Raw genomic sequence first — 12,966 nt, forward strand, 5'->3', positions numbered from 1 at the left:
GATGCGTATTTGTTTGGCGACACCGAGAGCAGATGTCGTCCGCGAATTAAAGCCTCGGCTCGAGAAAGCCTTTCAGGATATCCCAATCCAAGCGTTGTACGGTGGCAGTAAAGATAAGCATAAACATGCACAACTTCTAATTGCAACAACCCATCAACTTCTTCGTTACGAGGATGCGTTTGACGTTATGGTTATTGATGAGGTTGATGCCTTTCCCTTTCACGCCGATCCAGCTCTTCCATTTGCCGAGAAGCGCTCTCGCAAATCAACTTGTACAACAATCTATCTCACCGCAACCCCTAGGGAAGTTCTGAAAACTAAGATTCTCCGAGACAAATTGGCGCATGTTTTCGTCCCAGTTCGCTATCATGGCCATCCACTTCCCGTTCCACAATTAAAAATGTGGCTTGCACTAAATAAAGAACTTCCGAAACAGAATGCCTCTAATCCGCTCTTCCGCTGGCTTCTTAACAGGAGGAACCCAGAAAGACAGCTCCTTTTATTCCTTCCTACAGTAGAATTGACCAACCAACTGAAAACTCCATTTACGAATTTAATGCTTGAACACAAGCTCATCAACCATCCTGATGAATTAGATGCAGTTCACGCTGCTGACCCGGACAGGGAGGCAAAAGTCATGTCTTTCCGTGACAAAAAATTAAAAGTCATTTTGACAACGACTATTCTCGAACGTGGTGTAACTTTCCCTTCTGTTGATGTTGCGATTCTTGATGCTGGCCATGATGTATTCGATGAAGCAGCCCTCGTTCAAATAGCCGGTCGAGCGGGAAGAAATGCGAACGATCCAACAGGGGAAGTGATGTTTTTCCACGATGGGAAAACGGAGGCAATGCTTGCTGCCATTTATTCGATCAAACAAATGAATAAGCGAGGAGGTTTTTAGAATGAACTGTTTATGGTGTGAGGCAGAACAAAGTAGAAATATAGGTTGGAATAATTTCTTGTCTCTAATACAACCATCCGAACTATGTGATTCTTGTGTGACGAACCTAACGTTCTTGCAGGATGCCCCGAGTCGTTGTGCGAAATGTAGCAGAGAAACCGCGGAAGAGACTTGCTTTGACTGCCAACGTTGGGAAAAACGTGCACAGGGTGATCCACTTCAATTGAATTATTCTGTTTTTCAATACAATCCTTTCCTGCAAGAGGTCATTGCAAAATGGAAATACCGCGGTGATTATGTATTGGGAGAATTATTCCGTCCTTATTTACGGAAAGCGTTCTTTAAAAAATTCGGAAAGAAAAAGAAAGAATTAACAGCCGTCCCTATTCCTTTAAGCGAAGAAAGATTAGCAGAGCGCGGATTTAATCAAGCGGAAATGCTTGCCGATTTTTTGCCGGTCCAAACAAAGTCTGCCTTTATTCGAATAGATAGTGAAAAGCAATCCAAGAAGAGCCGTAAAGAACGAGTCACAGCTAAAAATCCTTTTTCACTCACCAAAAAAATTAAAACTCCTGTTCTTTTGGTCGATGATATATATACAACAGGAACTACATTACGGCATGCCAGCGAACTATTAATAAAACAAGGTTGTCCGCAAGTTTATGCATTAACGCTCATTCGTGGATAAAAATGCTATAATAAAGTGAAACTTCATTCAGTGGGGTATCCTTAGCCCCCACTGAATGTTAGTTGAACAGAATCAGGGATTTACGGACTGTATATCCCCACCTTCACATGTTGGGCTTCCCTCATGTTTAGAAGTGGGGAGTATTACAGACCGTTAATGCGTGATAAAAGAAGAACGAATAAAAAGGGGAATTTTTCATGGCAGAATTAGCTAACTGTTCCCGTTGTGGAGCAGTCTATGTAATGACGATTCGCGATATTTGTCAGGATTGCTATAAGAAAGAGGAAGAAGCATTCCAGACCGTATATCATTTTTTACGTGAGAAAAAGAACCGGGAAGCAACGATGATTGAAATTGTGGAAGCTACGGGTGTAGAAGAAAAAATGATTATGAAATTTGTTAAAGAAAGGCGTTTGTTGCCGACAGATTTTCCAAACCTTGCTTATCCTTGTGACAGATGTGGTAGAGGTATTACGACTGGTAAGCTTTGTGAGAATTGTCAAAAGGAATTGAAGAGTGAACTTGCTATACTCGAAGAAGAGGAACGGACAAAACAAGAACGTGAAGAAAGAGAACGAGAAAACGTCTATTTTTCTTTTAATAAGGATAAAAACTAAATAATCCTTCATAACTTTGATTAGATGCCGATACTATTAATAGGTGTAAGTATAAAATAATTGCTCGTTATAGATAGATGGGAGGAGGAAGAGGAATGAAAATCAATCGACCGAATCAACTGAATTTCAATCCTTATAAACAACAGCTCCAAAAACAGACAGAAATGAAAAAAGCTGCAAAACGTTCGGATGAGCTACAAATTTCCAAGGAAGCTCTTAAGCTTCAGGAAAAAGGTCAGCCGAATAATAACCGTGCCAAAAAGGTTCAGGAAATCAAACAACAGATAGAAAATGGAGAATACAAAGTGGACCATGAAGTTGCTGCACAGAAAATGTTCGAGTTTTGGAAGAAGTAAGTTTAATGGGGAACAAGTCCATTCAAAGGAGGACCTATTAGTCCATGAATGAATTAAGACAAGCATTAACTGAATTAGTAGGCCTGCATCGGGAACTGCTCAGCATATCTGTTGAAAAAATGGAAGGTATCAAAGTTGGGAACATCGATAGCCTGCAACCTCTTTTAACCAGAGAACGGAAGCTTGTGCAAAAGATCGAGCAGGTGGAAAAGATACGCATTCAACTTGTAAATAATTGGATCGAAGCAGAAGAGATAACTGATGCAGAACCGACTATTACGTTCATACTGGAACAAATGACGAACGAAACGGAGAGGCTAGAGCTTGAAGAAGTGACGATTGAATTAACGAAGGTCATTACTGAACTGAAAGCTCAGGAAAAATTGAACATCGCCCTCATTAACCAATCCATGCAATTTGTACAAATGTCATTGGATTTAATGAGTCCGTCTCTAAAAAATATGAATTACTCGAATATGGATAAACCTGATGTTGAACAACCAAATCGATCCATATTTGATTCGAAGGCATAACTTAAGATAAAGGAGTAACAGCAAATGAGTACATTTCACGGATTGGAAATGGCAAAACAAGCATTATTTGCCCAGCAATCTGCTTTACATACAACTGGTCATAACATTGCAAACGCAAATACAGAAGGTTACTCGAGACAACGAGTGAATTATGTGACTGATATAGCGATGCCTAGCGCTTCAAAAAACCGAACGGGGATTCCTGGCCAAATCGGGACTGGGGTAAAAGCCGGTTCGATTCAGCGCATACGCGACCAGTTTCTTGATGGCCAGTTCCGCGGAGAGAATAGCTTAGCAGGGTATTGGGAAAAACGCGCGGACGCTCTTGGACGCATGGAGGATGTATTGAATGACTTGGATGATACTGGATTGTCCCAAGTGATGGACCAGTTCTGGAGTGCGCTTCAGGATCTTGCGGTGAATCCGACGAATGGCGGTGCACGTTCCGTCGTTGTTCAGCGTGGAAAGGCCCTAAGCGAAACATTTAATTATCTTAATCAGTCCTTAACGCAGATACGGAGTGATTTAAAAACGGAAATGAATCATGCCGTGGAAAGTGTCAACCGGATCTCAGAGCAGATTAGTGACTTGAATACACGGATTAAAGCACTTGAAATCAATGGCTATGTTCCGAATGATTTATATGATCAGCGTGACCTGCTTATTGACAAACTATCCGGAATCATACCGATTGAAGTGAGTTACGAGAAATCAAGTGAGCATGTTGGTGACGTCGCCCAAGGTCTTGCAGTGATTGAAGTGAAGACAGAGGAATTCACCGATGCAGATGGAAATATACAGAACGGTTATAAGCTTGTTGACGGAGCAAACTTAACGTACCAGTCGATTTCCCTTGAAGAAGCAGAAAGTGATGGCTTTTCTTATATTAGCGGAATTCAGCTTGATATAGACGGGGCCCCCCTAAAATTGGATACGGGAAAAGCTGGGGCATTGCAATCTCTGATTGATACTTACGGCAGTGGAGAAAATGAAGGAGAATTCCTGAAAGGTCTTAAAGATTTGGCTGCACTACGGGATAATTTTATCGATGCATTTAACGCGGTTCATCGTGAAGGAGTTCCAATTGGAGAGACTGATGGACCAGTTGATTTCTTTGTGATTGATGAGGATGGCAATATGGCTGTAAATCAAGATATTATTGATAACCCTAAATTGATCGCTGCAGCGCTTGAAGGAGAAGGCGACGGGAAGAATGCTCTAGAGCTTGCAAAAGTGTTTGATGAGGCAGGAATAAAAGAAGCCTACTCACAAATAACTGGTTCATTAGCCGTTCAAGTAGAGGACGCTGAAAGAATGAGAAGGAATACAACCGTGTTAGTCAGCCAGCTGGAAAACGATCGACAATCCATCGGTTCGGTTTCGCTGGATGAGGAAATGACAAACATGATTAAGTTTCAGCATGCGTACAACGCAATGGCTCGTTCGATGACGGCAACGGACGAATTATTGGACCGTATAATTAATAATTTGGGGCTTGTAGGAAGGTAGGTCATAATGATGCGTGTTACACAAAGTATGATTTCAAATAATCTATTAAGCAATTTAAATAGAAGCTATGCAAAGATGGATAAATATTTTGATCAGTTGAATACGGGGAAGAAGTTCAGCCGTCCATCCGAAGATCCAGTTGCAGCTTTGAAGGGAATTGGCTACCGGACGGAATTGCACCGAATCGAACAGTATCAGCGGAATACCGGTGAAGTGCAAAATTGGTTTGACAATACAGATGCCGCATTGGAACAGGCAAATAGTGGTTTGCAGCGACTTCGTTATCTCGCTGTCCAGGCAAGTAATGGCACATATGGTGAAGGCGAGCTAAAAAATATAGCTGAAGAAGCCGAACAAATTAAACAAGACCTCATCGATGTGGCAAATACAAAAGTAAATGATAAATATATTTTTAATGGTACGAAAACCAATGAACCGCCTGTCAAAATTGTAGACGGGGAAGTCGTTCCTAATTTTGATGAAAACGCGGTTGAAATCGAGATTGCAGCTGGTGTGAACATAACCGTGAACAGCGATGGGAATAAGATATTTACTGACGAAGAAGCGGATATGTTTGCAGTAATTGATTCGTTCATCGAAAGCTTGAAGAGTGGGAATGCTGACGGAGAAATCGACCAAAGCATTGCCGCTTTAGACGGAGTTATTGATAATGTAATCAATGCCCAGGCCGACCTTGGAGCGCGAATGAACCGGTTGGAATTGGTAGAGAACCGTCTAGAACAGCAAGAAATCGTAGCCACCGGATCTTTATCCGCAAATGAAGATGTGAATTATGCGGAAGCAATTACAAATTTGATTACGCAACAAAGTATTCACCAGGCGGCACTTGCCAGTGGTTCACGGATTATTCAACCAAGTCTTGTTGATTTTCTTAGATAAATAATAGAAGCCCTTAGCCCTATGAAAGGACTTTGGGTTTTTTTCTATGAAAGAAACCAGTCCCAAAACACGGTCGCCAAACCATGGAATGAGAGGAAGAATATTAATGAAACTTGATACGAAATATTTAGGTGTTGTAGAAATCGATGAAAGGAAAAAGATCAATTTTCCTAATGGTCTCCCGGGTTTCCCGGAAGAGACAGAATTCATTATTTTAGAATTGCCGAATAATGCAGCATTTCAATTACTGCAATCAACGAAAACGAGTAATCTTGCCTTTGTAATTACCAATCCATATCTATTCTATCAAGCGTATGAATTAAAGCTGGATGAAGATTTGCTCGATCTATTAAAAATTACAGCTAAGGAGGATGTCGCAGTCTACGCGATTGTGACATTGAATAAACCATTCTCGCAAAGTACGATGAATTTACGAGCCCCAATCATTATTAATACGAAGCAATTAATCGGTAAACAGTATATTTTAAGTGACCATACGTATTCTTCCAAGGTCGCGATTGCCCCAGACGAGAAGGGAGCTAGAACATGCTAGTTTTAACGAGAAAGAAAAATGAAGCAATCCAAATTGGGGACGATATTGAAATCAAGGTGCTGGGGATGGAAGGAGATCAAGTAAAGCTCGGGATTGAAGCACCGAAATCTGTAGATATTCACCGAAAAGAAATTTATTTGGATATTAAGGAACAGAATAACGCAGCAGCCAATTTTACGCTCGATTTGCTTGAGCTAATGAACGACAACACATTGGACAAGTAATTTGTAAATTCCCCTTCAAAACTTCGAAAACATGCCGATACTACTAGTAGATATATATGAGGGGGATGAATAGGGATGGCGATAGAAAAGATCGGATCTCAGCCAATCATTCAGAGCAACATTCAACTTAAACAAGAGAAGTCAGTTGATAGACCTATAATAGCTACGAAAGAAAACCAACAAAAAGAAAATTCAAATGTAAAAATTGAAAAATACGGTAAAATGCAAAGAGATGCGGTCGAAGAAGCGGTTGATAATCTCAATCAATTTTTAGAACCATCTCGCCGCAATTTGAAGTTCGAATTACATGATAAGCTTGATAAATATTATGTGACGGTAGTTGATTCAACAACGGATGAAGTAATTAAGGAAATTCCACCAAAGAAAATTCTCGATATGTATGCGGCGATGGCGGAATTCATGGGATTACTTGTCGATGAAAAAATATAAGGAAGTGAGCATATGCGTATAGGTGGCTTGGCCAGTGGTATTGATACAGATTCAATGATAAGAGACTTGATGAATGCGGAACGGATTCCGTTAAATAAACTCCAGCAGCAACGGACGAAAATGGAATGGCAACGTGACGCTTTCCGTGACATTAATAAGCAGATTGCCGAACTGGAACTGCTAATTGAAAACATGCGATTAAATAGTAATACAATTAATCCAAAGAAAGTGGCATCTTCTATGGAAGGGGCAGTAACGGCGACAGGATCTGCAGCGGCGGGAAATGGTGCTTATAAGATTGCTGTTACGCAACTTGCTTCTAATGCAATTAATACGGGAAATGCTTCTAAGGAAGATATTGAAAAATTCATTTCCGAAAATGATGGCGAAACTGTAACATTTTATACGTACGGGGAAGCAGATGCTAAACGCGGGCTTGAAGCGGGAATGCAGGAAAGGTCCTTTAAAATAGAAAAAGACGATACAATCGATTCGATTATAAAAAAAATCCATGCTGCAGATAAAAATGTCCGCGCCTTTTATGATGAGGCTTCGGGTCAATTTGTAATGGAGACGAAACGTACCGGCGATTACAATACGAATAAAGAAGATGAATTTGGCGGAGCTGAGATAGGATTCAAAAGCGGTGAAAGCAGCTTCTTTACGGAACTTTTTAGTATGAGCAACGATCAGGAACAGGGTGGGACAAACGCAAAATTCACCTATAATGATGTTGTTGAATTAGAGTCAAAGGATAACCGTTACACATTAAATGGCATGACGTTTACCTTCCATGACGTAACAGGAATAGATGAAAATAATAAACCAATTAATGCAACCCTCACAGTTACAAATGATATTGATAAAGCTGTGGAAAATATTACAGATTTTGTCAATAAATATAATGAACTCATAACAACATTGAACGGAACACAGCAAGAACCAATTTATCGCGATTTCCCACCACTTACGGAAGAGCAAATGGAAGAAATGTCTGAAAGGCAAATCGAGCTTTGGGAAGAAAAGGCGAAAAGCGGACTATTGCGCAGAGAATCTATTATTCCATCTGCCTTAACAAGTCTCCGCTCGACCTGGTCGTCCACTGTTGATAATGACGGGGCATTTCGTCTAATGGCTCAAATAGGAATTACGACAACGGAAGATTATATGGATGGTGGGCTTCTTAAAATTGATGAAAATATATTACGTGAGAAGTTAGAAGAAGATGCAACATCTGTCCAAAATCTGTTATTCAATAGTTCGGAAGGTTCGAGCCGAGGATTATTAAATCGGCTGGAGGATTCGCTTGAGAAGACAATTGGTCAAATTGAGCAACGAGCAGGAAAAGGTTCCTTTACCAACCAGATGTATACGATGGGGCGCGAACTCGAAGCGATGGAAAAGCGGATTAAAGCATTTGAAGATCGCTTAGGGCAAGTTGAAGACAGATATTGGCGTCAATTCTCCGCAATGGAGCGGGCAATTTCCATGATGAACAATCAATCGGCGATGTTAATGGACTTCGGTGGTAATATGTACCAATAAGGAGTGATACAAGATGAATAGAGCATATCAAACCTATCAAAATAATGCAGTAAATACAGCATCTGGCGGGGAATTAACCCTTATGCTTTACAATGGTTGCATAAAATTTGTGAAGCAAGCTATGAAAGATATGGATGCAAATGACTATGAAGCGAAGAACAGAAATATTCAAAAGGCGCAAAATATAATTCGTGAACTATTAATTACATTAGATCCAAAAGTGGAGATATCTAAGCAATTCCAGCCACTTTATGAATTTATGCTTAATGAATTAACAGCTGCGAATATCGATAACAGCCCTGAAAAGCTAGAGAATGTTCTTGGTCTTGTAACTGAATTCAGAGATACATGGAAACAAGTACTCCTTCAGCATCGTAAGCAACAATATTCCCAAAGGCCAACAGTCTAATGGAAGTATTGGAGAAAGTCTATGAATTGACTAAAGAGTTGACAACATTACTGGAACAACCCGTAACATCAAAGAACCGGGATGATGTCATTCAACAGTTAAATGAACTTATTGAGGAACGGGGAAAATGGATGGAGCAACTGTCTCCTCCATACTCAGACGAAGAAATGAAGCTTGGTAATGAAATCGCCAAGTTGAATCCAAAAATTCAGATGAAAATGCAAAATCTTTTTACGGATTTAAAGACAGAAATGAAACAAATGCAACAACAAAAGAAATCCCAACAATTTTACACAAATCCTTATAAAAATGTATCCACCTTAGACGGTACCTTTTTAGACCGTAAAAATTAACAAGAAGGAAGTGCCATAACCTTTCGTAATCACAAGGTTAAAGTTATGGCACTTCCTTTTAATATACAAGAGAAATTGTCGATCACTTTCATTTAGCGAAATTGTGCAACGTACTTCTGGAGGTCCGCAGTCCAGACACCTCTCGCTTTCCGCGGGCGGCTCCAGCTGTGCCCGCGGAAAGCATCCGTCCACCGGGCAACTGAACGGCGATTAGAGCGCCTTAATTAGTGAAAGAGCAGACACTTACGCTGTATGAAAGTGCTTAGCAATTCATTGGAAAACAATATTAAAAAAAAGCCGTGTCTAGCCATATGGTTTGTCGACGAAAGCTGGGTTAACAAATTTGCTACGTGTAAGAGGAAATCTAGAGAAATATGAATCTAGTACAACGATATTGTAAATATTAATAAAAAAATGTTTCCAGCCTAAACATTGTTATATCAAGCTTTACCATTGCCCATCAGTGAAACCATTTACACAACGTAAACGTTTGAGGAGGAAAAGTACCGGGAAACATAGTATACTATATATATAAAGAATTAAAGGAGGACACTTTTATGAGATTTAACATTCGTGGAGAAAATATTGAGGTTACCGATGCTATTAGAGAGTATGTGGAAAAGAAAATCAGCAAGCTTGAGCGCTATTTCGATACTACTCAATCAACTGATGTTCATGTAAATTTAAGTGTCTATAATGATGAGCAGCGCATCGAAGTAACAATTCCAATGACCGACCTCCTATTACGTGGGGAAGTACGACACGACGATCTATATGCAGCAATCGATTTAGTAGTAGATAAGTTAGAAAGACAAGTTCGAAAATATAAAACCAAAATCAACCGTAAATCCCGTCAACATGGTGCACCTAAGCATGTATTTGCGGAAATGGAAAGAGAACTTGCGGATAATGAAGATACATCTGATAACTTTGAAATCGTGCGTACGAAGCGATTTGATTTGAAACCGATGGATTCTGAAGAAGCGATACTTCAGATGGATATGCTCGGTCACTCCTTCTTTGTCTTTAATAATGTAGAATCAGGTGAAACAAGTGTTGTGTATCGCCGAAAAGATGGTAAATACGGTTTAATTGAACCAACACTGTAAGAAATAGGATATTAAAAGGTTCCAAGCAAATTTTAAACGCTTGGAACCTTTTCACTTATTATTATTTTACTAGTTATGTCCGGCCTCTATTAGAATTATTCCTCTGCACCATAGCTGATTAAATTTGTGAAAATACGATATCCCCCTGGTACTTGACTGTCTATTTGACGATAGAAGACTAGGCTGGAATAAAGGTATGTTCCTTCACCATAATCTGCTAATAGGATACCACCGTCGAATGCCTCTTCATCGGGGTCTGCCATTTCTACGAATGTCTCGTAACGGTCATCCCAATTCATCGGGAAGTAGAGACCGCGTTCCTGCACCCAGTTGTCCCAGTCATTATCTGTGATCTGGTTTGGATAATTGAATAGCTTGTGCTCAGGCTGAGTCATTGTAACTTCTGCATTTTCATCGGTAACCCGCCATTCAATTGATGGTGAGCCGATCTCCAGATGATAAGGAGCTGAAGCTTCGACATCCCAGTTATCTCCTGGCTTGTGATATTGAACCACAAGGTGACCGCCCTCCTCTACATATTGAAGAAGTCTAGCGTTATTCTCGACTAAATCTGGTCGGGACAAGTTGGCTCTGATACCAGTCACAATAGTATCAAATTGAGATAAATCACTTGATGCTAGGTCTTCTTCTGTCAGTTTTGTAATATTAAAGCCAGCATTAATTAAGTGATTTGCGACATTATCAAATCCGCTTTCAATATAACCGACTTTAAGGTTGTCTGGGATAAGCAATTCAAAGGCTTCACCATCGGCAGCAGATGAATAAAGAAAATATTCATCATTTATATGATCATATTGAATCTCTTGCACTGTTGTGTCAAAGGTTTTTCCATTTGATATTGCATAAGCTTCAATTTCAAAATTGCCTTCCTCTATATCTGCAGGCGAACTAACAGTAAAGGTTACTTCCTGTTCTTCAAAACGCTCTGTGAATGAAACCTCTGTTGTATTTGGTTCACTTGTCCACCCTTCAGGCAATTTTAATGCTACTTCCGCATCTCGTGAATTTATGTCATAGTTCTTAACTCTAACCTTAAGTGGTATATTTTCTTTTACATCTGCGGTATTTACCATTATACTTTCAGGGTCAACGCTAACAGCAAGCTCCGGAAGCACAGCTGCGGTATTATCTAGTTCTAAAGGAACAGCCGTCTCTGTTCCTTTTTCCTTAAAGGACACGATAGGCTGTATTACAGGTTCATCATAAGGATGATAATATGCTTCATCTTCAGGAACTTCTAAATGAAATACTGCTGTTTTTGTTTCTCCCGGCTTCATATGTTTTACATTAACAGCCCCATTATATTTCCAGTTTTCAGGAAGTTCTAATGCAGCTTGTACATGATTAACTTTTTTATCTCCCTCGTTGGAGAGAGTCATCGTTACTTGCACTTTTTCACCTTGTGTTATTACAGATGAATCGATTGTCGTTTCAACATTTAGGTTTGATGAAACGAAGCTCACCTCTGTAAGCTGTTCGGCTTTCAATTCTAGTTTATGAAGTAAATCATGCTTTACATCTGGTGCTAGCTTAGCTTTATCCACTTTCTTTATTAAATTTTGTGTTTCTTTTAAAGCCTGTTGTGATTCAGGGAAAATTTCAGTTCGGTTCGGGTATAACTTGATAATTTTATCCAGCTTTTTTTGCAGCTTTTTTAGCTGGTTGCTTAGAACAGGCTGAGAAACAACCTCTGCCCATTCTTTTAAATCATAAGGAATACCCTCAAACAAATTATTTTCCTGTGTCGTTACTGCACTGTCAACTAATTCTAAATGCGTTTGCTTTGGTTCGGCTGGGATGTCTCTTCCCATTCCCTGGCTCTTATGCAGGTATCTCGATTCTTCTCCCAGCTGTGGGTAGGTCATATCGTAAACAGGATCATAATCACCAATTTCAATGGAAAGAGTGGCCGTTTCTTGTGATTCTGCAGGTAAATAAAGTTTTTTCACCTGCCAAGGTTCCAAGCCTTCTTCAAGTTGCTCAGGGAAAACGTTTGGATCTGCAGCATCAGTAAAAGCTCTTTCACTTAAAATTGTCATTGTACGATGATGACCGTGCTGACTATTAACATCTCGAAAGGAGGGCATGACAATATCAGGTTGATATGTTCTTATAAAGCGGATCAGACGCTCATAAGTAAGCTCTTCTCCCCATTTTTCCAAAGTTTCTTCAGGAGACTTTGAAAAGCCAAAATCATAAATAGAATCTGAAATTGTTTCACTTAGATGGTAAGCTTTAACCCCTGTTATTTTCGCAGCTTCTTTCATTTCATTTGAACGGATAATGCCAAGTGCATTATCAAGCTCACTGCCGATTTCATTCTGACCGCCTTCTCCGCGGTTAGCAATCAGGCTTGAGGTTTTTACACCTAATCCTCTGGATAAGTATGCTAGAAAATCACTGCGCTCATCATCGGGATGTGCACCTGTATTTAAAAAACTTACAGTAGTGCTCAAAGGTTTAACTGCATTCCATAAATCTATATCATGTTCGGTTTTTTTCTGAGCGAATCCAGACAAAGATACAGTTGGTAAAATAAGCAGGACTGTTATTAATAAAGTAAAAGTCTTCTTCAATTTTGTAACCCCTTTCATTATATTAATTGTCAAATAACCTGCATAAGGCCTCCTTTCTATAAATAAGCTAAGTTAGTTAGCAAAACTAACTTAGCTAAACGCTATCACAAGCAATTAACGGTGTAAATATTCTAAAAGTTCCATGTTTTTCTTGATAAAATAATACTAGATAACAGATATTTTTATTGAATTGAGATATTACTGCTAGATTAACATTAT

The 12,966-nt window shown here is 39.6% G+C and carries 15 protein-coding genes; 14 read left to right on the forward strand and 1 reads right to left on the reverse strand.

Annotated elements, in window-relative coordinates; genetic code table 11:
• The 14 genes from IEX94_RS19655 to hpf all read left to right on the forward strand — a co-directional run.
• The coding region (locus tag IEX94_RS19655; protein WP_268239578.1) for a helicase-related protein at nucleotides 1-904 on the forward strand (904 nt) is incomplete at its 5' end.
• Between the two features lies 1 nt (nucleotide 905).
• On the forward strand, nucleotides 906-1,592 hold the full coding sequence (locus tag IEX94_RS05075; RefSeq protein ID WP_188856298.1) for a ComF family protein: 687 nt from the start codon (nucleotides 906-908) through the stop codon (nucleotides 1,590-1,592).
• A gap of 197 nt (nucleotides 1,593-1,789) precedes the next feature.
• On the forward strand, nucleotides 1,790-2,209 hold the full coding sequence (locus tag IEX94_RS05080; RefSeq protein ID WP_188856299.1) for a TIGR03826 family flagellar region protein: 420 nt from the start codon (nucleotides 1,790-1,792) through the stop codon (nucleotides 2,207-2,209).
• A gap of 95 nt (nucleotides 2,210-2,304) precedes the next feature.
• Nucleotides 2,305-2,565 carry a flagellar biosynthesis anti-sigma factor FlgM gene (flgM, locus tag IEX94_RS05085; RefSeq protein ID WP_188856300.1) on the forward strand — a complete coding sequence of 87 codons (261 nt, stop codon included), beginning with the start codon at nucleotides 2,305-2,307 and terminating at the stop codon, nucleotides 2,563-2,565.
• A gap of 44 nt (nucleotides 2,566-2,609) precedes the next feature.
• Complete coding sequence (locus IEX94_RS05090) at nucleotides 2,610-3,098, forward strand: flagellar protein FlgN (RefSeq protein ID WP_156855612.1); 489 nt, start codon at nucleotides 2,610-2,612, stop codon at nucleotides 3,096-3,098.
• Nucleotides 3,099-3,122: 24 nt separating this feature from the next.
• Nucleotides 3,123-4,607 carry a flagellar hook-associated protein FlgK gene (gene flgK / locus IEX94_RS05095; RefSeq protein ID WP_188856301.1) on the forward strand — a complete coding sequence of 495 codons (1,485 nt, stop codon included), beginning with the start codon at nucleotides 3,123-3,125 and terminating at the stop codon, nucleotides 4,605-4,607.
• Nucleotides 4,608-4,613: 6 nt separating this feature from the next.
• The gene (gene flgL, locus IEX94_RS05100; RefSeq protein ID WP_308425579.1) at nucleotides 4,614-5,507 is read left to right on the forward strand and encodes a flagellar hook-associated protein FlgL; all 894 of its coding nucleotides are present in this window, start codon (nucleotides 4,614-4,616) and stop codon (nucleotides 5,505-5,507) included.
• A gap of 106 nt (nucleotides 5,508-5,613) precedes the next feature.
• Entirely contained in the window at nucleotides 5,614-6,060 is a 447-nt protein-coding gene (fliW, locus tag IEX94_RS05105; RefSeq protein ID WP_156855610.1) for a flagellar assembly protein FliW, read from the forward strand.
• Complete coding sequence (csrA, locus tag IEX94_RS05110; protein WP_188856302.1) at nucleotides 6,054-6,284, forward strand: carbon storage regulator CsrA; 231 nt, start codon at nucleotides 6,054-6,056, stop codon at nucleotides 6,282-6,284. The genes fliW and csrA overlap by 7 nt, the downstream gene beginning before the upstream one ends.
• Nucleotides 6,285-6,359: 75 nt before the next feature.
• Nucleotides 6,360-6,734 carry a flagellar protein FlaG gene (flaG, locus tag IEX94_RS05115; RefSeq protein ID WP_156855608.1) on the forward strand — a complete coding sequence of 125 codons (375 nt, stop codon included), beginning with the start codon at nucleotides 6,360-6,362 and terminating at the stop codon, nucleotides 6,732-6,734.
• Nucleotides 6,735-6,746: 12 nt separating this feature from the next.
• Nucleotides 6,747-8,279, forward strand: coding sequence for a flagellar filament capping protein FliD (gene fliD / locus IEX94_RS05120; RefSeq protein WP_188856303.1), 1,533 nt, complete (start codon nucleotides 6,747-6,749; stop codon nucleotides 8,277-8,279).
• Between the two features lie 13 nt (nucleotides 8,280-8,292).
• The gene (gene fliS / locus IEX94_RS05125) at nucleotides 8,293-8,688 is read left to right on the forward strand and encodes a flagellar export chaperone FliS (RefSeq protein ID WP_156855606.1); all 396 of its coding nucleotides are present in this window, start codon (nucleotides 8,293-8,295) and stop codon (nucleotides 8,686-8,688) included.
• Nucleotides 8,688-9,041 (forward strand): flagellar protein FliT, encoded by a 354-nt coding sequence (gene fliT, locus IEX94_RS05130; protein ID WP_188856304.1) that lies wholly within the window; start codon nucleotides 8,688-8,690, stop codon nucleotides 9,039-9,041. Before fliS ends, fliT begins: the two co-directional genes overlap by 1 nt.
• Nucleotides 9,042-9,598: 557 nt before the next feature.
• Nucleotides 9,599-10,150 carry a ribosome hibernation-promoting factor, HPF/YfiA family gene (gene hpf, locus IEX94_RS05135; protein WP_156855604.1) on the forward strand — a complete coding sequence of 184 codons (552 nt, stop codon included), beginning with the start codon at nucleotides 9,599-9,601 and terminating at the stop codon, nucleotides 10,148-10,150.
• A 95-nt stretch (nucleotides 10,151-10,245) separates the two neighbouring features.
• On the opposite strand, the gene IEX94_RS05140 is transcribed toward hpf, so the two are convergent.
• On the reverse strand, nucleotides 10,246-12,747 hold the full coding sequence (locus tag IEX94_RS05140) for an NEW3 domain-containing protein (protein WP_188856305.1): 2,502 nt from the start codon (nucleotides 12,745-12,747) through the stop codon (nucleotides 10,246-10,248).
• Nucleotides 12,748-12,966 lie beyond the last annotated feature (219 nt).

Origin of the sequence: Oceanobacillus indicireducens (genome assembly GCF_014647195.1) — a bacterium.
In the GTDB taxonomy this organism is placed as follows: domain Bacteria; phylum Bacillota; class Bacilli; order Bacillales; family Amphibacillaceae; genus Oceanobacillus; species Oceanobacillus indicireducens.

Coding starts and splice junctions, on each gene's coding strand:
- fliT (WP_188856304.1), top strand. CDS start 8,688: ATGGAAGTATTGGAGAAAGTCTATGAATTGACTAAAGAGTTGACAACA.
- IEX94_RS05090 (WP_156855612.1), top strand. CDS start 2,610: ATGAATGAATTAAGACAAGCATTAACTGAATTAGTAGGCCTGCATCGG.
- IEX94_RS05080 (WP_188856299.1), top strand. CDS start 1,790: ATGGCAGAATTAGCTAACTGTTCCCGTTGTGGAGCAGTCTATGTAATG.
- fliS (WP_156855606.1), top strand. CDS start 8,293: ATGAATAGAGCATATCAAACCTATCAAAATAATGCAGTAAATACAGCA.
- flaG (WP_156855608.1), top strand. CDS start 6,360: ATGGCGATAGAAAAGATCGGATCTCAGCCAATCATTCAGAGCAACATT.
- IEX94_RS05075 (WP_188856298.1), top strand. CDS start 906: ATGAACTGTTTATGGTGTGAGGCAGAACAAAGTAGAAATATAGGTTGG.
- flgM (WP_188856300.1), top strand. CDS start 2,305: ATGAAAATCAATCGACCGAATCAACTGAATTTCAATCCTTATAAACAA.
- flgK (WP_188856301.1), top strand. CDS start 3,123: ATGAGTACATTTCACGGATTGGAAATGGCAAAACAAGCATTATTTGCC.
- fliW (WP_156855610.1), top strand. CDS start 5,614: ATGAAACTTGATACGAAATATTTAGGTGTTGTAGAAATCGATGAAAGG.
- csrA (WP_188856302.1), top strand. CDS start 6,054: ATGCTAGTTTTAACGAGAAAGAAAAATGAAGCAATCCAAATTGGGGAC.
- fliD (WP_188856303.1), top strand. CDS start 6,747: ATGCGTATAGGTGGCTTGGCCAGTGGTATTGATACAGATTCAATGATA.
- hpf (WP_156855604.1), top strand. CDS start 9,599: ATGAGATTTAACATTCGTGGAGAAAATATTGAGGTTACCGATGCTATT.
- flgL (WP_308425579.1), top strand. CDS start 4,614: ATGATGCGTGTTACACAAAGTATGATTTCAAATAATCTATTAAGCAAT.